The sequence below is a fragment of the Parvimonas sp. M20 genome, from assembly GCF_035282425.1.
GTDB lineage: Bacteria > Bacillota > Clostridia > Tissierellales > Peptoniphilaceae > Parvimonas.
In genome coordinates this window covers 45165-69072 of the sequence record NZ_JAYKBQ010000005.1, presented here as the reverse complement: position 1 = coordinate 69072, position 23908 = coordinate 45165, and the positions used below count along the sequence as shown (strand labels likewise).

The window sequence follows — 23908 nt, the reverse complement described above, 5'->3', positions numbered from 1 at the left end:
TTTTGATTGATATTTAATTTTAGGTTGTCGCTTGTAGCTTCTTTCTTACCCTGTATTCTCGTGCTTTTATTCGTTCATACTCTCTAAACTTTTCAATATTTTTAGCTCGGTATTCTTTGGAATATGCCCTATGATATGCTCGTGATTTTTCTTTCTTGGCTTCTTCAATTTCTTCCCTCATCTGTATCATTTCCTGTTCTGTCGGCTCTATTTCTTTTGTGAGTTCATTTTCAAATTTCCCGATATAGTTAAAATAGACTTCTATTCGCTGAACGGCATATTTTGCTCTTTTGACATCTCACTCATGCACTACAATTTTACTGATAAATTCATTGATGGCGGTAGGAGTAAGTTCTTCAAAGTCTGAGTAGCTTTCTGCAAGTTTGATAAAATTCTTTGCTCTTTGGTTTGCATTTTCAAATTCGGATAAGCGTTCCTCTATTTGCTCCTGTTCCGCTTTTAAGCCATAATATTCTTCTGCATATTTCCCAGATAGCTGCTCATAACGCTTCGGCTCAATATTTCCCAGTGCGTTATCTTCATACAGTTTATTCATCACTCTTTCTATCTGTTCCAGTCTATCTGTGATTTGTGGGATACGCTTTTTCTGTTTCCCTACTTCTTCAGTCTGTTCTTTGGCAAGACTGCTTTTTACCAGTGCTTCAAACTCTGATTTGTTTGTGAATGAAAACTTGCCTATCTTTCGCAAAACTTCTTTGAGAGTTTCCATGACATCATCAACATCAATGCGATGTGGCGAATGGCATTTCGGGTGTTTGGATTTTCCTTTGGCATATTCGCTGCAATAGGTTACATGCTGTATTTTATTGTTCTTGTGTATGGTGCGAATGTGCATTTTCGTACCGCAATCTTTACAATACATCAATCCCGATAGTGGGTGGATTTCACCATCTCCGTTCAGTCTTTTAACGGGTGCGTTTTTCAATATCCGCTGTACATTTTCATAGGTGGCTCGGTCGATAATTGGCTCATGCACATTTTCTATAATCTGCCACTTATCTTTATCGACATAGTGGTTTCGTTTGTCTTTGTAATGCTTTTCGGTCTTGAAGTTGACTACATCACCACAATACTCCTGCCTTTTCAGTATGCGTGTAAGGGTTGCTTTATTCCAGTTATAGCGATTTTCTTCATTGAGTGTTCTGCTTTTTGCGGTTCCTCTGTCTTGCTGTTTCATATAAAAGGTTGGGGTCAGTATTTCTTTGTCTTTGAGATAAGTTGCTATCTGATTGCGGTTTTTCCCCTCCATAAAAAGCGTAAAAATGAGTTTTACTACTTCGGCAGCGTCTTTATCTACGATCCAATAATCTTTGTTGCTTGGGTCTTTGATATAGCCGTACGGGGCTTCTGTTGCAACGGGCTTTCCGCTTGCTCCTTTGGTCTTAATGCCTGTTTTGACTTTCTTACTGATATCCCTTGCGTACCACTCCGACATAATATTGATAAAGGGGGCAAATTCCAATGTATTTTGGTCTTTGCTGTCTATTCCGTTGTTAATGGCAATAAAGCGTACATTGTTTCTTCGAAATATCTCCATCGCATTTCCTACTTGAAGATAATCTCGTCCCCATCTTGTCATATCTTTCATAATGACTATGCCGATTTTTCCGCTCTCCACATCGCTTATCATCTGTGTGTATGCACTACGGTCAAAGAAGCGACCGCTTTCATCATCGTCGATATAGTGGCAAATGTTCATCAGCTTATGCTGTTTTGCATACCGTTCTAATAATGCCTTTTGATTAACGATACTGTTACTTTCACCACCATCCCTATCCTCGTCACCAACTGAAAGGCGGGAGTATAGCGCAGTGATTTTCGTTGCATATTCTATCATGGCGTTATCCTCCTTTTTCCATGTCTATATATCACTCCTGTTCAGTTAATATTATGCAACCCACCCAGCAAAGAAAAACCCCCAACACGTCATCTTGAGCGAAACGTAGTGTAGTCGAAAGATCTCAACTATTATTTGTTTACAAATAATAGTAAGTCCTGTAAATGACTTATACAAAAACAAAACAGCTATATATAATTACAACGAAATTATCCAAAAAATTTTTAGTTAATAAATTTTTTTCGATGTATCTACGATACATTTACTTTTGCTAAAGCAAAAGTATGAGATTTCCAGAGTCATTGTATCAAAAGATACAACGACCCCGTCAGACCTACTTTTGTTTACAAGTAAACAAAGTTAGGGCTAGATCCATTTCGCTATCGCTACAGTCGAAATGACGTATAAAGCCAGTCCCTTTGTTTAACGGCTTGACGTGAACAGTAAATAAATTCTAAAAAGTGTTAATAATTAGAAATAAAACAAAATATTTTATTTTGTTTCAATTTGAATAACGTAAAAAAAGCAGGGATTTCCCCTGCTTTTTACTTATATTTTTTATTCTTTTTCCGTAAATTTATACATTGCTATTGAACTTGCAATTGGTAAATTAAAGCTATCTATGTCTTCGCTCTGTTCTATGAATACGGAAGTTGTTCCACTTAAGTCAAAGTTTTCAAGTCCATGTGATTCGTTTCCGAACATCAATGTAAAAGGCTTTTTAATCTCTACATTTTTTAGAGACACTGAATCCTTATTTAAAATGAAAGAGTAAATATTATTTTCTTCAAAAGTTTTTTTGTAGTCTTCAAAATTTTTAAAAATTTCTACATTCATTTTAAAGATTGCTCCCATTGAAGCTCTAACAGTTTTAGGATCAAAAACATCACAACCGTCAATTATCGCGATATTTTTAAAGCCGAAACCTAATGCAGTTCGTAAAATTGTCCCTAAATTTCCTTTATCTCTCGGCTCACATAATAGTATGTGATTGTCTTTTTTTATCTTTGCAAAGTTTTTTTCAAAAACTCCAATAACAAATGTGTTTTCTTTGTTTTGAAGTTTATTTACAATTTTATCATTATAAATTAAATTAATTCCTTTTTCATCACAAATTTTTTCAAGACCTGCTTTATCATCATATTTTGAATGTACCAAAACTGATATAGTCTTGTAATTTTTTGACTGTAAAAGCTCAATTGTTGGGAAAGCTCCCATTGTGTATGAAAAATTCAAATCTTTTTTATATTTACAAAATTCCATAATTTACCTTAGATTATCTTCTCTTTTGTCTATCACGTTTGGACTTTTCGCTCTTTTTATCCTTTTTATTTTTCTTATCTTTAGATTTTGCAGAAAATTTTGAAGAGTCTTCCTTTTTGTTCGCAAGTTCAACTAAAACCTTAAATCCCTTAATATGAGCATTGTTTAAGTTATTTACTGCATCTTTAAGCGCATTTTTATGGATATTTACAAAGCTGAATTTTTCAAAAATTTCGATATCTCCAATATCTCTTGCGTTTATATTCGCATCATTACAAAGTGCAGAAACTATATGTCTTTGAGAAACTCCCTTTCTTGAACCAATGTTAATATAAATTCTTCCAGAATTCTTTTCAGTAACATTTGACTTTCCACCCTTGTTTGAAATAGAAGTCTTGTCATTTCCTTTTTTCTTATTCTTCTTAATATCCACGTCTATAAGCTCTTCGTGATTGTTAAGTTTATTATTTTCATTATAATGTTTTAAAAGACAAGCTGCAATATCAATCGGAGAATAGTCTTCACTCATTAGAATATTTATTAGATTTAACTCTTTTGTATGTTCATTTTTATTAATTTCTTCCTTGATGTCTTCCATAAATCTTTCTTCATGTCTTTTAATCAAGTCTTTAAGAGTTGGCATATCCCTTTTTTCTATTTTAGTTTTTGTGTATTTTTGAATTTGAGATAAAGTATTCATTTCTCTTGGAGAAACAAAACTTATTGCAGTTCCCTCTCTGCCCGCTCTTGCAGTTCTACCGATTCTGTGAACATAGTATTCCACATCTTGAGGCATATCGTAATTTATAACTAAATCTACATCATCAACATCTATACCACGAGCTGCAACATCTGTTGCAACCAAGATATCTATTGTGGAATTTCTAAATTTATTCATTACCCCATCTCTTTGGATTTGTTTTAAATCTCCATGAAGTCCATCCGCAAAATATCCACGAGATTGAAGCCCTGCAGTTAAGTCATCAACCATTTTTTTAGTATTACAAAAAACTACTGTAAGTTTCGGATTTTGAACATCTAAGATACGGGATAAGATTTCAAGTTTCATATTGTGCTTAAGTGCAAAATAGTATTGAGTTACCTTTGGAACTGTCAATTCCTTTGGTACGACTTTTATAAGTCTTGGTTCGCTTTGGTATCTTGCAGCAAAGTCCATCATTTCTTGATCCATTGTAGCAGAGAAGAAAGTTGTTTGTCTTTCATAAGGTAAAAAGCCTATAATTTTTTCAATATCTTCTCTAAAGCCCATATCAAACATTTCATCCGCTTCATCTAATACAAAAGTTCTTATATTTTCAGTTTTTAAAGTTTTTCTCTTAATATGGTCTATAACACGTCCTGGAGTTCCAACAATAACTTGAACTCCCATTTTTAGAGAACGGATTTGTCTTTCTATAGGTTGTCCTCCGTAAATCGGAACAACTGTTACTCCCTTATATTTTGCAAGTTTCGAAATTTCTTCTGCAACTTGAATTGACAATTCTCTTGTTGGACAAAGTACCATAGCCTGAGTTGTCTTACTGTTTTTATTTACTTTTTCTACTATTGGAATTCCAAAAGACGCTGTCTTTCCTGTTCCCGTTTGTGCTTGCCCGATAATGTCTTCATTGTTTAACATAGTCGGAATTGCTTGTTTTTGAATTGGAGAAGGTTCTTCAAAGCCCATTTCAATAACGGCTTTTAAAACTTCCTTCGACAAATTAAAATCATTAAAATTTTCTATCATGTTTTTTCCTTTCTTTTTTTCGTGAACCTTAACGTTAGTTCCGAAAGAAAAAGACAAAAACAAACTATACATTAAACATCACGACATATTATGAGTTATATTTTAACTTTTTTATAACTCAACAATATATTATATCATAAATACAGTTAAAATTTCAACTTTAATCCACAATTTACTACAGTTATCCACAAAAATTGTGGATAAATAGGTAATTATAACAATTTTATGCACAAAAAAAGTTATGAATTGATTCATAACTTTTTTTGCATTTATTTATTTTTACGGAGGATTTATAAAAAAATCTCTACTAATATGCTAATTAATTATTGTTGTCATTATCATCGTTATTTCCATCAAAATCATCTTCGTTTCTATCATAATTATCATTATTACGATTACGATTACGATTTGGATTTAGATTTGGATTAAATTTATTTTGATTTTGATTTGCTTTGTTCTCAGCTTTATTTAAATCAAATTTTGATAATTTAACTTCTATTGTAGTTGTCTTTCCATCTCTATAAACCTCAATCTTAACCTTATCGCCTATCTTATAGTTCAATAAAGCTGCTTTTAAACTTGAGTTAGATGTAACTTTAGTATCTCCAACTTTAGTAATAATATCTTTAGGTTTTAATCCTGCAGACTCTGCTGGAGAACCTGAAAGGACTTCATGAATATATACACCTGAGTCTACAGGTAATTTTTGTTGTCCTAAGACATTATATCTTGAAACATCTATACCTCTTATACCCAATGTAACACTTTCAAACTTACCATTTTTAATTATTTGTTCCAAAATAGGTTTTGCAAGATTAGAAGGAATTGCAAATCCGATTCCATCACTATTTCCAGCTTTAGCTGTATTAATTCCGATAAGTTGTCCTTTATCATTAAATAATCCACCACCACTATTTCCTGGATTTATTGCCGCATCAGTTTGGAATAAACCTTCCATAGTAGAACCATCTCTTAAAGTTATTACTCTATCTTTTCCTGAAATATATCCAGAAGTCAAAGTTGATTTTAAATTTATACCAAGCGGATTACCGATTGCTATAGCTTTATCACCTATTGAAACTTTTGAACTATCACCAAATTCAACAGGTTTTAAATCAAGTCCCTTAGGATCTATCTTGATAACTGCTAAATCTAAAGTTTTATCACTCCATAAAACTTTTGCTTCTCTTTTTGTACCATCACTCATTATTACAGTTACGGATTTTGTTTTTGAAGGGTCAACAACATGGTTATTAGTTAAAATATAACCTTCTTTACTTACTATAACCCCTGAACCAAGTCCGCTTGTTTGTTTTTGAGTGGAAAACATATCTTCAGAAACCCCAACAGTTGTTATACCTACAACAGATTGCATCGCCTTTTGAGCAACTGATTTTTCTACTGTTGTGTTTCCTGATGTATCTGCATTTGTCGTATTCGCGTTTTGATCAGTTGGTGCTTGATTTAAAGCAGATTTTCCGCTATTATTATTTTTTAGATAATAACTTGTTCCAGCCATACTTATTGAACTAGCTAGAATAATAGCTAATAAGAATTTTGAAAAAGATTTAAATCTATTAGCTTTTTTTCTTTTTTCAAATTCTTTTTGAACAATACCGTCAACATAGGATTCAAAATTTTTATTATCATCTTTTGATTCATCTACATAGTCTTCATACTCTGACTCTGATTGTTTGATATAATCATCAGATGGTTCTTCAAAAAATTTGCCATAAGTTTCATCTGCTTTATCAACTTTATCATTCATTTCTTCTGTATTTTCACTATTATATAATTTTTGAGTTTCGCTAAACGAATCTTCGTTTTTGTTTGAAGTTTCATTTATATGTTCTTCATTTTTGTTTTCATCAAAGATATTATCTCTTTTATCATCCATAATAAATCACCTCATAATTTTAATATCATTTATTATCTTGAACATATTTTAAACTGTCAACCTTAAAGTAAGCTTAAAGAAAAAAGTTTTTTTGAATTTTTTTATTTTTTAAAAATATATTCAAAAAATAAATTTTGAAGTCAATAGTAAAATAATGTATTTTCGTATTGTCTTATCTATCAACTGCTAACATTATATCGATAAAAACTTAAATGGACTTAAAAAAGAGGAGAAATTTTCTCCTCTTTAAAAATTTTTAAAAATATTCTAAAATTTTGGTTTTCCTACTAAAGAATTCCCATATCTTTTCCAGCTAATTCAAATGCTTTTACAGCTTTATCTAATTCTTCTTTACTATGAGCTGCAGAAATCATACAACGAATTCTTCCTGTTCCTCTTGGTACAGTTGGGAATACTATTGCGGAACCGAATACTCCGTATTCTCTTAATTTTTTAGAAAATTCCATAGTCTTAGCTTCATCTCCTATAATTACTGGAGTAATTGGAGTTTCTGAATGACCAGTGTTAAATCCTAATTTTCCTAATTGTTCTTTGAAGTATTTAGCATTGTCCCAAAGTTTCTTTTGTAATTCATCTGTTTCGATTAAAGTTTCAACAGAAGCAATACAAGCAGCAGTATCTCCAGGAGATAAAGTTGTACTAAATAGAACTGGTCTTGCTCTATGGTTTAACCATTCGTAAGCAACTTCGTTACAAGCAACATATCCACCTTTAACTCCGATAGCTTTTGAAAGAGTTCCGATAACAAAGTCAACTTTGTCATGTAATCCGAAATGATCTACAGTTCCTCTTCCGTGGCTTCCCATAACTCCTGAACCGTGAGCGTCATCAACATAAGTTAATGCATTATATTTTTCAGCTAATTCTACGATTTCAGGTAATTTTGCAAGGTCTCCGTCCATTGAGAAAACACCATCAGTAATAATTAAGATTGTTTTATATTTTCCTTGAGCTTCAACTAAAACTCTTTCAAGGTCTTCCATATCACTGTGTTTGAAAACTGCTTTATCAGCTTTAGTCATTCTAATTCCGTCTATAATTGAAGCGTGATTTAATTCATCAGAGATAATTAAGTCGCCTTTTTCTGTAATTGCTTGGATAGTTCCTATATTACAATCATAACCTGATTGGAATATAAATGCTCTTGGAGATTTTTTGAAAGTAGCTAATTTCTTTTCCAATTCTTCGTGTAAATCCATATTTCCAATGATAGTTCTTACAGCACCAGCACCTACACCATATTTTTCAATAGCTTCTTGAGCTTTTTTCTTTAAAACAGGATTATTTGCAAGTCCTAAATAGTTGTTTGCAGATAAGTTTACCATTTCTTTTCCGTCAAGAATAATTGTTGATGAATTCTTTCCGTTTAGTACAGGTAATGTACGATAAACTCCATCTTCTTTTAATTTATTAACTTTTTCTTGTAAAAATTTTAAATCATGAATACTCATATCTTTTTCTCCTATTCTATATAACTATTTTAATTTTTTGCTTAAATTGTCTAACATATCTACTGTCATCTTGTCTAAATCAAAACTTGGTTTCCAACCCCATTGTTCTCTTGCTGCAGAGTCATCCAATGAATTTGGCCAGCTTTCAGCTATAGCTTGTCTGATTGGATCTACATCGTAGCTTAATTTAAATTCAGGCATATGTTTTTTAATGCTTTCTTCTAAAATTTCTGGTGTTAAACTCATAGCTGTGATATTGAAAGCATTTCTGTCCTTAAGTTTTGAAGGATCAGCTTCCATTAAATCAACAACTGCTTTAAGTGCATCAGGCATATAAAGCATATCCATTTGAGTTCCTTTACCTATATAAGAAGTGTAAGCTTTGTTTTTAATTGCTTCATAATAAATATGAACTGCATAGTCAGTTGTTCCTGCACCAGGTAATGTCTTATAAGAAATAATTCCTGGATAACGAACTCCTCTTACATCAACGCCAAATTTATTATAATAGTAATCACATAAAAGTTCTCCTGAAACTTTTGTTACTCCATACATAGTGTTAGGTCTTTGAATAGTAACTTGCGGTGTATTATCAAGTGGAGTCCCAACTCCAAATGCTGCTATTGATGAAGGTACAAATACTTTTGCATTTAATTCTCTTGCAACTTCTAAAGTATTTACAACTCCGTCAACATTAACCTTCCAAGTTAATTGTGGCATACTTTCTCCTCTAGCAGAAAGTATCGCTGCTAAATTTACTATAGTATCAGCTTTAAATTCTTTCGCCAATTCAAACATTCTTTTTGGATCAGTAACGTCTAATGTTTCAAAACGAATATCTTCGATAGCCGCTTTGTTTGCATCTGAGCAATCTGTAGCTAAGATATTTTCTCTTCCATAAATGTCCCCCAAATAAAGAGCCAATTCAGTACCGATTTGTCCAAGTGCTCCTGTCATTAAAATCCTTTTCATTATTCAATCTCCTTTCAAAATAACTGAGTAAAATTTTTACTATCCAGATGTATTATACATCAATTTTAATTACTTTACAACACCTTATATTAAAAAAATTAATATTTTTATATAGAATAAGTGAATAAATGATTCAATTAAATATAAATTAATAAAGCAAACAATAGTGAATTCCATTTAAAAACTATAAAACTTTTATTCGCATATTAATTTTATTTATCGTTAAAAACATCATTATTCTTAATTTTTTTAAGAACAATTTTTTAAAAACGAAATAAAAAGCAAAAAGCTAAGGAAATACTCCCTAGCTTTTATACTAATTTTATTATTCTGTTCTTAAGGCTTCAACAGGATTTTGTTTTGCAGCACTCTTTGAAGGAATAAATCCACCAATTAAAGTTAAAATCATACTGATTAAGATTAAGGTTATAGCCTGTGAAACGGATAAATAAGCCGTTATATTAGGCATTTCAGTAACTTTTCTAATTACAATATTTATCGGTATTAGTAATAAATATGTTATTCCAACTCCAAGAAGTCCTGCAAACAAACCAATTATTCCGGTTTCTGCATTAAAAACTTGTGATATATTTTTCTTTGAAGCTCCGATTGATCTTAAAATTCCAATCTCTTTCTTTCTTTCGAGTACACTTATATAGGTTATAACTCCAATCATTATGGAAGAAACAATTAAAGATATGGATACAAAAGCAATCAATACATAACTAATTACATTTATAATTGTAGTTACGGAAGAAAGTATCGCTCCAACCAAATCCGTATAAGTTATCATTTTATCCTCTTCGGAGTTATTTTTTCTCATCTCATTATAATTATCAAGTAAAGAAATTATTGATTTTTTAGATTCAAAATCTTTAGGATAAATACTGATTTTAGAAATATCATTATCTTCCCTATAGTTAAATAATTTCATATTGTTCTCATATGAACTTTCATTACTATTAGCCATAGCCATAATAAATGATTTTATTTCTTCTTCATTCAAATTCATAGAAAAGGCTTTGCCGAATTTACTTGGATCTATGGATATTGCCTGTGGCAAATTTTTCATAGAAGATGTTAGAACATTTTTAATATTATCGGCTATTGCAATTGATATGTTTTTCATCAAATTTTCTATAAAACTTTTAGAAGAACCATTTTTTCCTTGTAAACTGCCTTTTATTAAATCATTCACTCCTGAAGAAATCATATTTTTCGCTTCATCTGATGCAAGATAAGAATTAAAAGAATCTTTTAATTTAGACGGATCAGGCTTATTGTTTTCTTTGGCATATTTCAAATATCCATTTGAAAGATTATTTGCTAATTCCGATATATCCTTACTATCAAGTTTTAAATTTTCACCCAAAGAATTTAATAGCTTTCTAGTTTCAGCTGAAACTTTTTCTTTCGCTTCTGGAGTTTTAAAATACTCTAGTAAATATTGATTAAATTTATTAGGGTCAGTATAATTATTCTTTTTCGCAAATTCCGGATATCCTGACAAAATAGATTTCATTATATCAGTTATCTTTTCATTTGTAATTATTGACCCACTATTTTTAGCAATCATCTTCGAGAAAAAATCCTTTAAAATATTTTTTGCAGAATCTGTTTTCATATATTCATATATTGAGTTTGACAATTCTCTATAGTTAGTCGAAGGGTCTTTTGAAGAATAATCTAAATATCCTTTTAGAATATTGCTGACTAATCCAATTAACTTATCCGATTCAAGTTTAATATCTAAATTTTTTAAAAAATCCATATCCAAATTACTACTCAAATATTTTGAAAAATCAATATTTTTCACTGAATTTGCATTAAAATTTAATTTAGAAGTATCTATTTTAAAAGCTTCAAATAGCTTTTTCTGATCTATTGAAAATAACTTTGCAAAGTCTAAATTCTGTTTAATTTTTTCTCCAAAAGGAGTATTTGTCAAAATATTGGTATCTGGATTTTCTTTTTGTGCCTTTACAACTTCGCTTTCTTTTGATATTTTTCTTAAATTTGTTTCTAAGTCATCAGTATACCAAATACCAGGTTTTAAAATGAGTGAACTTTCATCACTATTTGGTGAAGCTATTCCAACTATTTTTAATTTTTTTGAATTATTTTTCAAAAGATTTTCAACAAATGGACTATCTGTAGAATTTTCTATATATACTTTATTTTTAGAGTCATAAGAATAAAGCTGTGAACTACTTAAAACTTTAAATTCTCTACCCACAATATCTTCGTACTTCCAAGAGATGTTATCCTCTTCAACATCTGTTTTTTCTCTATTTACAAATTTTTTTACCATTTTTGAAAGCTCGTCATTATCACGAAGCCCCAGTGAATAAAAAATAAAATCAGATAGAGAACCCTTTGAGTTAGTTATTACTATCGCTTCATTTTCGTTACTTGGCCAAGAGCCATATTTTAAAGTATATTTATCCTTATACAGACTATCATTCTTAGGTAATTTATTAAATGCTTTCATAGAATTACTTGAAAAAAGAAAATTATTTGAAGAAAAACCCATTGATTTCATTGCCTCATTAGGATTTACTTTAACATATTTTTCTTTATTTAAAGTATAAATCATAGGTGTAATATCATATTTGTATTCTATTGTCTTAGCATAATTATTGATTGATTTTCCGTCATTTTCAAAATATTCTTTTAAAGAAGATAAATCATTTTTATTAATTGCAGATAGCATCTTTTGAATAGTTTTAACTTCTGCTATATCTCCATCATTATTTTCATCACTCGAATTTTCAAACATTCTACCCATTGAAAAGCTACTTTTATCAATCTCTATCGGATAAGAAATCATTGTTTCCTCTTCCGTATCTTTAATAAACTGATTTACCCCATTGGATAATCCTAAAATTAAAGCTATACCGATTATTCCAATTGAACCTGCGATTGCAACCATAAGAGTTCTCTTAAATTTCGTTTTTAAGTTATTAAAACTTAAAGCTATGCTTGTAAGATAGGACATTGAAGACTTCCCAAAATTTTTATGAACTCCTTCACTCTCATTTTCTAAAATAAAAGGGTTGGTGTCAGAGACAATTCGTCCGTCATTTAATTCAACAATTCTAGTTGAATATGCATTTGCCAACTTAGGATTATGAGTAACCATTATTACAAGTCTATCTTTTGCAACTTCTTTAAGTAACTCCATAACTTGAACACTTGTTTCCGAATCGAGCGCACCTGTAGGTTCATCCGCAAGTACAATGCTAGGATTATTTACAAGTGCCCTTGCTATGGCAACTCTTTGCATTTGCCCACCAGATAATTGATTAGGTTTTTTATGAATTTGACTTTTAAGCCCAACCTTATCCAGTACATCTATAGCCATTTGTTCTCTTTCAGCCTTAGATATTCCAGAAATAGTTAAAGCCAATTCTACATTTGATAAAATAGTCTGGTGAGAAATTAAATTATAACTTTGAAAAACAAAACCTATTGTATGATTTCTATAGCTATCCCAATCTTCATTTTTATATTTTTTAGTTGATATTCCATCAATTAAAAGCTCACCTTGTTCATATTTATCCAATCCCCCTATTATATTTAATAGAGTAGATTTTCCACTACCACTCGGACCAAGAATAGATACGAATTCATTATCTCTAAAATTAAGAGATACATTATCTAATGCTTTTTGAAACAAATCTCCTGTTTTATAACTTTTACTGATATTCTTTAGCTGTAACATTCCCGTCCTCCTTTACTAATATAGAATTTCTAATCTAAATCTAATATACCCCTCTATCTAAAAAATTAAATAAATACAATAAAATTACCAACTTTCAACTCAAAATTTGTACAAAATTTTATCATTTCTTATTAATACGAAAAAATAAAATTGAAAAAATTTCTTTGTAATGATATAATTAATATAATTTAACTTTGTTAAATTATATTAATTTCATCGTGTTTTCCTTAAAAAATTTATCAAAATGAAAACACGATATAATAATTTTGACTAAATTATCAAAAATAGAAAATAATATGAATTAAATCTAATAAATATTTTATAATTTATATATAATACCAAAAATAGACAAAGAGGTGATTTTATGAAAATACTAATTATTGGAAAAGGTGGACGTGAACATGCAATGCTAAAGGCATGTCAAAAAAGCAAATTAGTGGAAAAGATTTACGTTTTACCTGGAAATTGCAAAATGGATGGTGCTACAAAAGTAGATATAGATATGTATGATATTGAACAAATTAAAGACTTTGCAATAAAAGAAAATATCGACTTGACTTTAGTAGGTCCTGCTGATGTTTTAGCACTAGGAATAAAAGACGAGTTCAACAAAAATGGATTACGACTTTTCGGCCCTACAAAATCTGCAACAAGAATTGAATCCAGCAGATATTTTACTAAGCAACTTATGGAAAAATTAAAAATACCTACAACTAAATATGTTGTATTTACTGATAGAGATCAAGCTCTAAAATTCGTTTCAGAAATTGAAAAATTTCCCACAACTATAAAAATTGACTCCATTCCTAAAAATATGGGAATTTTCATTGCAAGAAGCAATAAAATGGCAATGGATATAGTAAATGAAATTTTTGATGAAAATGAAAATTCAAAAATTTTAGTTGAAGAATTTATCATAGGTAAGGAATTCTCAATCTTTGCATTGGTAAAAAATAGCAAAGTTTATCCACTACAAATTGTTAAGGATTACAAGAGGACATCAGATAGCGACGATGCTGAACATACCGGTGGTATGGGAGCTTGTAGCCCTGTTGCAAAAATTACAGATAATGAAATTGAACAAGTTGTCGATAAAATCTTAAAACCGATGGCAAAATCAATGTTTGAAGACGGTTATGGATTTGAAGGATTTTTATATGGAGAAATTGTTGTAACAAAAGATGGAATAAAAGTTTTAAGTTTTAATGCTAGACTTGGAGATCCCGAAGCCGAAGTTCTATTGCCACGTTTAGAGTCTGACTTTGTTCAAAATATTCTGGATGTAATGGACGATAAAGAGCCTGAAATCAAATGGACTGACGAAGTTTGTATCGGTGTAGTTCTTGCATCAAACGGCTACCCTTCAAAAGAAAAATGCCAAGATAAAATTAATCTCGTTCCTGTAGAAAGTGATATTTGCTTTATGGGAGTTGAAGAAAAAAATAACGAACTCTACGCAAAGGGTGGAAGAAATTTAATTGTAACAACGATGGCAGAAGATTTTGAAAAGGCAAGAGAATTAGCTTATAGAGATGTCGAAAAATTAAAAACTGACTCTTTCTTCTACAGAGAAGATATCGGCGAATTTTAAAAATTGAATTATAATACAAAAAAGAGAGCTTGTGCTCTCTTTTGTTTTTTAACTATCTATTTATTTCTTTTCTTTCTTGAAATTTGTAGAAGTCCAAGACTTAATGTCCCCATTGTAACATAAGTAAGTATTTGAGTACCAACTCCTGTTTTTGGAATTTTAGAATTTTTTGGAATTTTCTTGTTAGTAATTACAAAACCGTCTTTTACATTTCCTTCTATTTTACTTTCATAACCTTCCACTTCTGTTTCTTTGAGTGTATAGACTATCTCTTTGTCATTTTCATCAAATTTTGGCAAGTCTTTGAAAGTATGTTTCCAAGAGTTTGAGTCATTTAATTTTACTCTTTGAACTTCTTTTCCATTTGCTAAAAGTTGTACTTCTACTTCTTTCAATGGAGTTCCTATCCATTTCTTTTCAACTGAAATTTCTGATTTTTCTATATTCTTGTTTGTTATTGTAAAATCATTCTTTGAATTTTCTCTTATTTCTGTTTTATATCCGTCAATTTTTTCTTCTTCAACAGTATATTTAATTTCAGTTTTTCCATCATCTTTAAATTTATTTAAGTTTTTAAATGTATGTTGCCAATTATTTTCATCACTTAGAGTGACTTTATCGATTTTTTTACCATCTGCTAATAAGTTTACTACAACAGACGATGTCTTCTTTCCAACCCAAGCTTTATTAACTTTTACTTCCGTTTTTTCTCTCTTATTAGTTATAGTTTTTACTACAGCAACATTATCTTTTACTTCAACATTAATTATTTCATCGCTTTTTATCCAACCTGAAGGAGCTTGAATTTCTTTAATTTCATACTTACCTTGAACTAATTTTTCAGAAACCGCTTCTCCTTTTTTATCAGTCACTAATTCAAAAGTTTCATTAGTTTCTTTGTTAGTAATTTGAAATTTTGCACCTTGTAAAGGCATTTTATTATTGTCAGCATCAACTTTAATAATCTTTATTTTTCCAAGCAAATTTCCCTCAATACTTCCATTAGAAATTGCACTTCTATAGGTACTTGTTGCTTCATGACTTTCGCCTTGTGCTAATAATTTTACCTTGTTTTTTACAACAAGATTAGGTTTGTAAGTTGATTTATATCTTAAGAAATATTGTTCTCCCTTGTTTATGTCCCCAAGCTCAAATCTAAATTTTGTTCCATTTTCAGAAATTTGAACTTTATTTCCAATTTTTTCCTTTGATATACTTTCAGTTGCATTTCCATATTTATCAAGTTTTACTCTTTCTAGTTCAAAACTATCTTTAATATAGTGAAGTCCACTAGATTTTCCATTTGAAACGGTCAATTTATCCTCAAATACAACATTTTTAAAATTTTTACCCTTTACATTAAAACGAACAGTCCACGCTACTTCGTTGGCATTCTCGTTAACTCTGTTAGGCCATTTTTCTAAAATTTCATCTGGTACTAATCCAGGCTTTTCTATATGAATTTTTTTATTTAATTTTTTACCATTCATCTCAATTTCTAAAAGATTGTCTTGTCCAATCTTTATTTTATCTTGATTAAATGAAGATTCCATAGAAATTTTTCCCTTAACATTGTAGAGGTTTTCAACTTTTTCATTTAAAGTAACTCTTAAAACTCCTCCACCTTCTTTTTTTACAGCAATTTTGCCTTTTCCATAAACAGTTTTTCCGTCTGTTCCATATATTGGAAAATCAACAGCTGATGAGTCTTCTATAAATCTAAAAGTATCTGGTAATTTAACTTCAAAGTAATCACCTTTTTTTAGGGTATTTTTATACTTTTCTGCATTCCAATCTAAATTAAGTTTAAATCTACTCCAACGGGAAATTTTATTTAACTCTTTTCCTTCTCCGTTGGTAATTGTAAATTTCGTAATATTCACATTAGGTGAAATATTTCTACCAGTTTCAGCTGAAATTCTGAAAATAGGTAACAAAGTACCTAATACCATAAGTACACTCAACATAATACAACAAAATCTTTTTTTCATTGTGCACCTCCTCATAGAATGTTTTTGATATTATACCTATTTTTAAAAATAACACATCACTTATTTTCAAAAATTTTTTAGTTATTAGAAATAACAAAACTAATAACTTAACTTAAATAAACTACAAAAAACGGATGAAACAATTTCTAATAGTTATAATTATCATAGCACTTTTGCAATTTATAGTCAATATGTGTTAAATATAATTATAACTCATCATAGCTTAAAATTATAAAAGTAATCGCGATTAAATATCGAAAAAATCACATCTACGAAATTTTCAAAAAACATACTCTTTTTTACAAGAGTTTATTTTTAGCTTAGAATTTTTTTCTGCTTCCCGGTTTTACTAGTTCAATTTTTCCTTCTCTACAAAGTGGACAATCCTCCTTGTCAAATGCTTGAACATTTAAGGAAATTGCAGGGAAAAGTTGATATCCGATATTTGATTTTCCATTTGTTCTATCAACAATTGAAGCGATTCCAACTACATTTGCACCATGTTCTTTTAGAACTTTTATTGTTTCTAATGAAGATTTCCCCGTTGTAACAACGTCTTCAACTACAAGCACATTTTCTCCCTCATTTATGAAAAAGCCTCTTCTTAGAGTCATCATTTCATTTTCTCTTTCTGTGAACATTGCTCTTACTCCCAAGGCTCTTCCCAATTCGTAAGCAATTACAATTCCACCCATTGCAGGTCCAACTACTGCATCAACTTTTACATTTGCATCTTCAAGTTTTTTCTTAATTACCTTACAAACTTCTTCAGCTTTTTCTGGATACATCAAAAGTTTTGCACATTGAACATATTTGTCGCTATGTTTTCCTGATGATAATAAGAAATGTCCTTCTAATAACGCTTCACTTTCTTTTAATAATTCCAATACTCTTTGTTCCATAATTCCCTCCTAAATAATTCCTCTAATTTCTTCTAAATTTTTTATATTTTGTTCTTTACAGAATCTTTCCATTCCTTCAATTATCTCAATCATTACTCTCGGATTGATAAAGTTTGCCGTTCCAACTTGAATTGCGGTTGATCCTGCCATAATAAACTCAATTGCATCTTGCCAATTCATTATTCCGCCCATTCCAATAATTGGAACATCTACAACTGAAGCGACATCTCTTACCATTCTTAAAGCAATAGGTTTTATACAAGCTCCTGAAAGTCCTGCCGTTACATTGTCGAAAACTGCTTTTCTATTATAAATATCTATCGCCAAAGCATTAAATGTATTTACAAGTGAAAGACAATCCGCTCCCGCTTCAACACAAGTTTTTGCCATTTCTTTTATATTTTCAGCATTTGGAGATAATTTTACCATAAGGACTTTATCCGTATTTTCTCTAACTTTTCTTACGATCCCCTCTGCAATATCACATTTTATTCCAAAAGCCATTCCGCCTGATTTTACATTCGGGCAGGATATATTTAATTCAATTATTTTTATATTTGTCTTATTGATAAGTTCAATGGATTTTAAATAATCCTCTAATTGTGAACCTCCAATGTTTGCTAAAATCTGTGTATCAAAACTTTCCATAAAAGGTAAATCTTCTTCAATGAAAGTCGGTACTGACGGATTTTGAAGTCCGATACTGTTCATTATCCCTGCAGGTGTTTCGTAAATTCTAATTCCCGTATTTCCGTCTTTACCTGCAAAAGTAAGTCCCTTTGTAGAAATACCGCCAAGTCTATTTAAGTCGATATATTCAGCATATTCTCTACCGAAACCGAAAGTTCCTGACGCTCCGATAACGGGGTTTTTAAATTTAACTCCACAAATATCTACTTCCAACATTAAAAATTCACCTCCTTAACTTCAAATACAGGCCCTTCCTTACAAATTCTTTTCATTCCATTTTTAGTTTTACAACTACAAGCTAGACAAGCCCCAATTCCACAACCCATTCTACTCTCTAAAGAAACATAGACAGGTATGTCAAATCCTAAATTTTTTACTGAATTCATCATAGGATTTGGACCACAACAATAAATTACATCATAATCATCTTTTATTATCTCAGTTATGAATCCCTTATGTCCTACACTTCCTGTATTTGTTGCGATATATGTATTTTTTGTAAAATCCTTAAACTCTTCAGTAAAATATATTTCATCTCTAAAGCCTGCATATAAATCGACATCAGCTTCCAATTTCTTTGCAAGATATAGCATTGGTGCAATTCCAATTCCCCCTGCAACAAGTGCGACTTTTTTACCCTTACATTCATCAATCGGAAATCCGTTACCAAGTGGTCCTAAAATTTCTATGTTGTCTCCTGCTTTCTTTTCAGACATAATCTTTGTTCCTTTTCCCACAACTGCATAAAGAAAAGTTAATTTATTGTCCTCCATATCGCAGATGCTTATCGGACGGGGAAGCATAGTCCCGTCCTCAAAGCATTTAACCATATAAAATTGACCAACTTTAGCTTTAAATTCCCCCTTGACATCCATTTTGTAAATGCCTTCGGAAATTTTTTCATTTAAAATTATTTCAACTTTTTCGTATGATTTATTCTCCATAAATATCCTTCCTCATATTCAAAACTGCTTCTCTAGTATAATGAGCAAATCTTTCTTCGCCGTCTTCAAATTTTTGATAGTATTTTATAATTCCTCTTGAAGAGTTTACAACTCCACCGTTAAAGTCATTCAAGTAAGTTCTGATGTCTTCTGCTTTTGCACCCTGTGCTCCATATCCCGGTAATAAGAAGAAAATATTTTTATATCTTTCTCTTATTTTTTTAGCTTCTTCGCTATGAGTTGCCCCTACGACAAATCCCAAAGGAGAATATCCACATTCAGAAGTCAATTCATCAGCAAATTTTTTAAGTTCATCTCCAACTTTGAAGTAAAGAGCCTCTCCGTTGTAGTCAAGACATTCAATATCCTTCGCTCCCTCATTTGAAGTTCTAAGCAATACGAAAACTCCCTTTTCTCCTGTTTTCAAATAATCTAAATAAGGTGTGATACTGTCCATTCCCATATATGGATTAAGAGTTATAAAGTCCGCTTCAAACTCTCCTTTAAAATGTGCCTTTGCATATTCCTTTGCAGTACTTGCAATATCTCCTCTTTTAACATCTCCAATGCTTAAAAGTCCCTTTTCTTTAAGATATCTTAAAGTTCTTTGATAAGCAATAAGGCCTTCAAGTCCGTTAGCTTCATAATATGCTATTTGTGGTTTATAGATTGCTACAATATCACTTGTCGCATCAATTATTGTCTTATTATATTCAAAAATTATGTCTGAAATTTTTTCGTGTTTTTCTTTAATATAATTTGGAATATAATCTAAATGGCTGTCAAGTCCAACACAAACAAATCCTTTTTCTTTTACTGCTTCATATAATCTATCTACTATCATTAAAATTCTCCTTTATATTTAATTTCTCCTGCTTTAATTGTCATAAGCACTTCTCCGTAAAGTTCCATTTTATCAAAAGGTGTATTTTTTGCTTTTGATGCAAATTTACTTGAATCTACAACAATTTTTTTATCAGTATCAACTATAACCAAATCTGCAAAATATCCCTCTTTTAAAAGACCTTTTTTTATTCCCATTAAATTAGCTCCACCATAGGACATTACTTTTGACAAAGTTCTTATGTCGATATTTTTCTCTTTAACTAATTTTGTATTACAAATCGCAAAGGCAGTTTCAAGTCCAACAAGTCCCGGACTTCCATTCGCCTTATCCTCTGCGGTATGTGGTGCATGATCTGTTGCAATCGCATCAACAGTTCCGTCCAAAATTCCATCTATTAAAGCCTCAACATCTGCCTTTTCTCTTATCGGCGGATTTACTCTGTAGGAATTATCCCAAAGTGCAATATGATGTGGAGTTACTTCACAAGTAACCTTTACTCCCTCTTTTTTCCCACGTCTTACAGCTTCCAAAGAGTCGATTGTACTGACGTGGCAAAGATGAATTCTTCCATCCAATCTCTTTGCAAGATAAACATCTCTTAAAGTCATAAGGTCTTCCGCTATTCTATAATCAATTGTAGAAAGTTCACTTTCTGCATGTATCATTATAATTTTATCGTATTTTTTCGCCTCTAAAATCGCTCTATACATTGTAGTTTCGGAAAGCACACCCTTACCGTCATCGGATAAAAATTTTGCATTTTCAAATTTAGAATAGTCAACCAAATTTTTTCCGTCAAAATTTTCAGTAACTGCAACTATTTGATTAATATCGACTAAATCCAATTCCTTTGCTCTCTTCATTATATCATTATAAGTTTCTAAATCACTGCAAATCGGTTTTGTATTTGCCATTGTATTTACAGTTGTATATCCACCTCTTAAAGCTGCAAGCGAACCTGTTCTTAAATCTTCCTTATAAGTAAAACCCGGATCTCTAAAATGCACATGTAAATCTACAAATGCAGGCATAACAGTCTTTCCCTTCGCATCTATAATTTCAAAACTATCATCAAAACTTAAATTTTCACCAATTTCTACAATCTTTCCGTCTTCAATCTTTATCTCCCCAACTTTATTTATATCTTTATCCACTAGGGTTGCATTTTTAATTATTTTTTTCACTATGTCCTCCACAAGAATACAAATTATCACAGTAATTACATCTATAAATTCCCTTTTCTCTATTAACTAATATAAATTTATTTTGAACATTTTCGTGGCAAGTTATGCAACGTGGATTTTTACATTTTATAAAACCCTCTACCTTTTTCGGTAAAATCATTGAAAGTTTTTCCTTGATTTTTTCGTTTTCTATGATATTTACAGTCAAATCTTTGTCGATTAAACCTAAAATCGCAAGGTCAACATCCATAACATTTTCAATCTTTATCATATCTTTTTTGCCGTATTTTTTAGAATCGGCATTCATTATAAGTGCCACTGTGTAGTCGGCCTTATCCAATTCTAAAAGTTTAAAAATTTCATATCCAAGACCCGGTTTAATATGGTCTATTACAATTCCGTTTGAAATACTATTTATATTTAACATTATTTTACCTCCAATAATTTTAAGATTAATGCCATTCTGATTATCATACCGAATTTAACTTGATTAAAATACTTTGCTCTAGGGTCTGAATCGACTTCTGTCGCAATTTCATTTACTCTTGGCAATGGATGAAGAATTATCATATCATCCTTTGCTGTTTTCATCTTCTTATTATCTAAAATGTAAGTATCTTTAAGTCTTACATAATCAGCCTCATTGAAAAATCTTTCCCTTTGAACTCTTGTCATATATAGAATATCAAGTTTATCCATAACTTCTTCAATTGTTCTAACTTCAATAAACTCTACATTATGATCATTTAGATACATCTTGATATATTCTGGAATAACGAGCTCAACCGGTGAAATAAAGATGAATTTATTTCCCTTAAACTTTGAAAGTGTCTTAACAAGTGAATGAACAGTTCTTCCGAATTTTAAGTCCCCACAAAGACCGATAGTCATATTTTCCAAACTTTTTTTATATTGAGAAATTGTAAGTAAATCTGTAAGAGTTTGAGTTGGATGTTGATGTCCTCCATCTCCTGCATTAATAAAAGGAACAAGGGTTACTTCTTTTGCAAGCTCTGCAGAACCCTCATGAGGATGACGCATAGCTATAATATCTGAATAACAACCCACTGTTTTTATTGTATCTTGTAGGCTTTCTCCCTTAGTTGCTGATGAAACTTTAGGATCCGGAACAGTTATACAACTTCCACCAAGTCTAAGCATAGCCGCTTCAAAACTCAATCTTGTTCTTGTTGATGGTTCAAAAAATAATGAAGCTAAAACTTTTCCCCTACATTTTTCTGAAAATTTTTCAGGATTATTATAAATCTCTACTCCTAACTCCATAAGTTCAAGCAACTCTTCACAAGAAAAGTCCTCACTACTAACTAAATTTCTAAATTCTTTCATACAATCCCTCCTATTAAGTCATTTTGTCATAATCACAAAAAAAGGAAATAACTAAAAGTTATTTCCTAAAATTTAAAATTATTAAAGATAAAAATTGAATAAAATTGGAAACAAAGCTCCTTTAAAAAGCCTTTTACAACTTGAATATTAGGAAACTTTGTCTTTTTAAAACAAAAACCGGAAATACATTTTATAAAAAATGGATTACCGGCTAAATTACCAAAATTATTAAAAAGAGAAAATTTAAGAACAAAAACAGAAAAGTCAATCAAACAATTTTTACCAATATTAAAAACCGACATTTTAACTGTACTTGTCATAAAATTTACCTCCGTCAATTTTTCTTTGACTATTATACAATAATAAAAATATAAAGTCAATACTTTTTTAAAAGTTTCACAAAAAAACTCCACCAATTTGATGGAGTCAAGGTATAGACAAAGTATAAAATTTGTCTGCACAAAAAAAGAAATTAATGGTTCAGTAACTAAATTTATTATTTCAAAATATATGCCTTTACATTTGTTTTTTCAGAACAATTTTATCACAAACTAATTTTGCGAATGTAAAAACTTCATTATTATTGTTATTTATTAACTACTTTAACTGACTTAACAAATTTCTTAAAATCTTTCTTTATTTTTTCTTGCAAATCTAATGGAGTATTTACTAAGTCAATTTCAAATGTAAGCTCTAAAACTTCTTCTCCATCTTTATATAAGTATGAATATTTTTCTATCTTTTTATTTTTTCCAGAAACTTCTACATAGTATTCTTTGTTGTTAATCTCTTTATACTTAAAAGATTTTAAATCCCCATGCCATCTTATCCATGTTTTTTTTATATCTTCACTTGAAAAACTTTCATATGCAGTATCTATCATAAATCCTATATAGTTGTTTTCATAGTCTTCATGAATATATATTTGATAAGCGTCTGTATGTCCATCTTCTATATCTATATATTCGTCCGATAAAAGTTTATAACTAACTTTTGAATCATCTGCAGTTTCAAATCCACCATTCTTAAAATTATTTTCAAAATCTATATCCTTAGAATTTAATGCTAAATTACGTACAGTTTCTCCTAAAACTTCCGGATTGATTGGTAAAAATAACTCTACAGTTTCTTCGGGATTTTTACTTGATTCATAAAATTTGCCATTAAAATACCAAACTACAAACTTAACTCTATCTTCATATTTTGAAATATGTATCAATTTATATTTTTTACCAAATGTAGAATAAGATTTAATTCCTGTTATTGTCCAAAAATGTTTTTTAGAATTTTTACCTTTTGGATTTTCTGAATATTCTAATTTAGTTAATATCTCATTTCCAAATTCTGTATTAAGTATAGAATGTGAATAAATTTTATCTTGATATTGAGCTATCCATAAACCACTTTCATCTGATATATAAGGGATTATTAATATATTATCACCCAAATATACTGATACACATGCCTTTGCTATCATTT

The 23908-nt window shown here is 30.3% G+C and carries 17 protein-coding genes and 1 pseudogene; 1 reads left to right on the top strand and 17 read right to left on the bottom strand.

The genetic code is table 11. The annotated features are described in order from the left end of the window. Positions 1–19 precede the first annotated feature (19 nt). The 7 genes and pseudogenes from VJI93_RS03905 to VJI93_RS03875 form a co-directional block, all read right to left on the bottom strand. Positions 20–1858, bottom strand: a pseudogene (locus tag VJI93_RS03905) (recombinase family protein). 558 nt (positions 1859–2416) lie between these two features. Further along, positions 2417–3121 carry a TrmH family RNA methyltransferase gene (locus VJI93_RS03900; RefSeq protein WP_323999475.1) on the bottom strand — a complete coding sequence of 235 codons (705 nt, stop codon included), beginning with the start codon at positions 3119–3121 and terminating at the stop codon, positions 2417–2419. A gap of 13 nt (positions 3122–3134) precedes the next feature. Then, on the bottom strand, positions 3135–4868 hold the full coding sequence (locus tag VJI93_RS03895) for a DEAD/DEAH box helicase (RefSeq protein ID WP_323999474.1): 1734 nt from the start codon (positions 4866–4868) through the stop codon (positions 3135–3137). A 319-nt stretch (positions 4869–5187) separates the two neighbouring features. Then, entirely contained in the window at positions 5188–6765 is a 1578-nt protein-coding gene (locus tag VJI93_RS03890) for a S1C family serine protease (protein WP_323999472.1), read from the bottom strand. A gap of 287 nt (positions 6766–7052) precedes the next feature. Continuing rightward, complete coding sequence (locus VJI93_RS03885) at positions 7053–8237, bottom strand: glycine C-acetyltransferase (protein ID WP_323999470.1); 1185 nt, start codon at positions 8235–8237, stop codon at positions 7053–7055. Positions 8238–8261: 24 nt separating this feature from the next. Further along, positions 8262–9209 (bottom strand): NAD-dependent epimerase/dehydratase family protein, encoded by a 948-nt coding sequence (locus VJI93_RS03880; protein ID WP_323999468.1) that lies wholly within the window; start codon positions 9207–9209, stop codon positions 8262–8264. Positions 9210–9534: 325 nt separating this feature from the next. Then, positions 9535–12933, bottom strand: a complete 3399-nt coding sequence (locus tag VJI93_RS03875) for an ABC transporter ATP-binding protein/permease (RefSeq protein WP_323999466.1) — start codon at positions 12931–12933, stop codon at positions 9535–9537. Between the two features lie 364 nt (positions 12934–13297). Here VJI93_RS03875 and purD point away from each other — a divergent pair, with 364 nt between their 5' ends. Further along, positions 13298–14524 (top strand): phosphoribosylamine--glycine ligase, encoded by a 1227-nt coding sequence (gene purD, locus VJI93_RS03870; protein ID WP_323999463.1) that lies wholly within the window; start codon positions 13298–13300, stop codon positions 14522–14524. Positions 14525–14580: 56 nt separating this feature from the next. Here purD and VJI93_RS03865 read toward each other — a convergent pair whose 3' ends face one another. From VJI93_RS03865 to VJI93_RS03820, 10 genes are all read right to left on the bottom strand, one after another. Continuing rightward, entirely contained in the window at positions 14581–16515 is a 1935-nt protein-coding gene (locus VJI93_RS03865; RefSeq protein WP_323999461.1) for a Cna B-type domain-containing protein, read from the bottom strand. A 320-nt stretch (positions 16516–16835) separates the two neighbouring features. Further along, a complete protein-coding gene (gene pyrE / locus VJI93_RS03860; protein ID WP_323999458.1) occupies positions 16836–17417 on the bottom strand; it encodes an orotate phosphoribosyltransferase in 582 nt (193 codons plus the stop codon). Between the two features lie 9 nt (positions 17418–17426). Then, the gene (locus VJI93_RS03855; RefSeq protein WP_323999457.1) at positions 17427–18323 is read right to left on the bottom strand and encodes a dihydroorotate dehydrogenase; all 897 of its coding nucleotides are present in this window, start codon (positions 18321–18323) and stop codon (positions 17427–17429) included. Next, positions 18323–19051, bottom strand: a complete 729-nt coding sequence (locus VJI93_RS03850) for a dihydroorotate dehydrogenase electron transfer subunit (RefSeq protein WP_323999455.1) — start codon at positions 19049–19051, stop codon at positions 18323–18325. Before VJI93_RS03850 ends, VJI93_RS03855 begins: the two co-directional genes overlap by 1 nt. Then, entirely contained in the window at positions 19041–19895 is an 855-nt protein-coding gene (pyrF, locus tag VJI93_RS03845) for an orotidine-5'-phosphate decarboxylase (protein ID WP_293439823.1), read from the bottom strand. The genes VJI93_RS03850 and pyrF overlap by 11 nt, the downstream gene beginning before the upstream one ends. Next, on the bottom strand, positions 19895–21082 hold the full coding sequence (locus VJI93_RS03840) for a dihydroorotase (protein ID WP_323999453.1): 1188 nt from the start codon (positions 21080–21082) through the stop codon (positions 19895–19897). Before VJI93_RS03840 ends, pyrF begins: the two co-directional genes overlap by 1 nt. Further along, positions 21066–21509, bottom strand: a complete 444-nt coding sequence (locus tag VJI93_RS03835) for an aspartate carbamoyltransferase regulatory subunit (protein WP_323999451.1) — start codon at positions 21507–21509, stop codon at positions 21066–21068. The genes VJI93_RS03840 and VJI93_RS03835 overlap by 17 nt, the downstream gene beginning before the upstream one ends. Further along, on the bottom strand, positions 21509–22429 hold the full coding sequence (gene pyrB, locus VJI93_RS03830) for an aspartate carbamoyltransferase (protein WP_323999450.1): 921 nt from the start codon (positions 22427–22429) through the stop codon (positions 21509–21511). Before pyrB ends, VJI93_RS03835 begins: the two co-directional genes overlap by 1 nt. Before the next feature lie 65 nt (positions 22430–22494). Beyond that, positions 22495–22749: a hypothetical protein gene (locus VJI93_RS03825; protein WP_323999448.1), complete on the bottom strand. Its 255-nt coding sequence runs from the start codon at positions 22747–22749 to the stop codon at positions 22495–22497. Between the two features lie 266 nt (positions 22750–23015). Then, the gene (locus VJI93_RS03820; protein WP_323999446.1) at positions 23016–23906 is read right to left on the bottom strand and encodes a hypothetical protein; all 891 of its coding nucleotides are present in this window, start codon (positions 23904–23906) and stop codon (positions 23016–23018) included. Positions 23907–23908 lie beyond the last annotated feature (2 nt).

Bases quoted from the DNA above. Each gene is read 5' to 3' on its own strand.
- VJI93_RS03900 (WP_323999475.1), bottom strand. From the start codon at position 3,121: ATGGAATTTTGTAAATATAAAAAAGATTTGAATTTTTCATACACAATG.
- VJI93_RS03895 (WP_323999474.1), bottom strand. From the start codon at position 4,868: ATGATAGAAAATTTTAATGATTTTAATTTGTCGAAGGAAGTTTTAAAA.
- VJI93_RS03890 (WP_323999472.1), bottom strand. From the start codon at position 6,765: ATGGATGATAAAAGAGATAATATCTTTGATGAAAACAAAAATGAAGAA.
- VJI93_RS03885 (WP_323999470.1), bottom strand. From the start codon at position 8,237: ATGAGTATTCATGATTTAAAATTTTTACAAGAAAAAGTTAATAAATTA.
- VJI93_RS03880 (WP_323999468.1), bottom strand. From the start codon at position 9,209: ATGAAAAGGATTTTAATGACAGGAGCACTTGGACAAATCGGTACTGAA.
- VJI93_RS03875 (WP_323999466.1), bottom strand. From the start codon at position 12,933: ATGTTACAGCTAAAGAATATCAGTAAAAGTTATAAAACAGGAGATTTG.
- purD (WP_323999463.1), top strand. From the start codon at position 13,298: ATGAAAATACTAATTATTGGAAAAGGTGGACGTGAACATGCAATGCTA.
- VJI93_RS03865 (WP_323999461.1), bottom strand. From the start codon at position 16,515: ATGAAAAAAAGATTTTGTTGTATTATGTTGAGTGTACTTATGGTATTA.
- pyrE (WP_323999458.1), bottom strand. From the start codon at position 17,417: ATGGAACAAAGAGTATTGGAATTATTAAAAGAAAGTGAAGCGTTATTA.
- VJI93_RS03855 (WP_323999457.1), bottom strand. From the start codon at position 18,323: ATGTTGGAAGTAGATATTTGTGGAGTTAAATTTAAAAACCCCGTTATC.
- VJI93_RS03850 (WP_323999455.1), bottom strand. From the start codon at position 19,051: ATGGAGAATAAATCATACGAAAAAGTTGAAATAATTTTAAATGAAAAA.
- pyrF (WP_293439823.1), bottom strand. From the start codon at position 19,895: ATGATAGTAGATAGATTATATGAAGCAGTAAAAGAAAAAGGATTTGTT.
- VJI93_RS03835 (WP_323999451.1), bottom strand. From the start codon at position 21,509: ATGTTAAATATAAATAGTATTTCAAACGGAATTGTAATAGACCATATT.
- pyrB (WP_323999450.1), bottom strand. From the start codon at position 22,429: ATGAAAGAATTTAGAAATTTAGTTAGTAGTGAGGACTTTTCTTGTGAA.
- VJI93_RS03825 (WP_323999448.1), bottom strand. From the start codon at position 22,749: ATGACAAGTACAGTTAAAATGTCGGTTTTTAATATTGGTAAAAATTGT.
- VJI93_RS03820 (WP_323999446.1), bottom strand. From the start codon at position 23,906: ATGATAGCAAAGGCATGTGTATCAGTATATTTGGGTGATAATATATTA.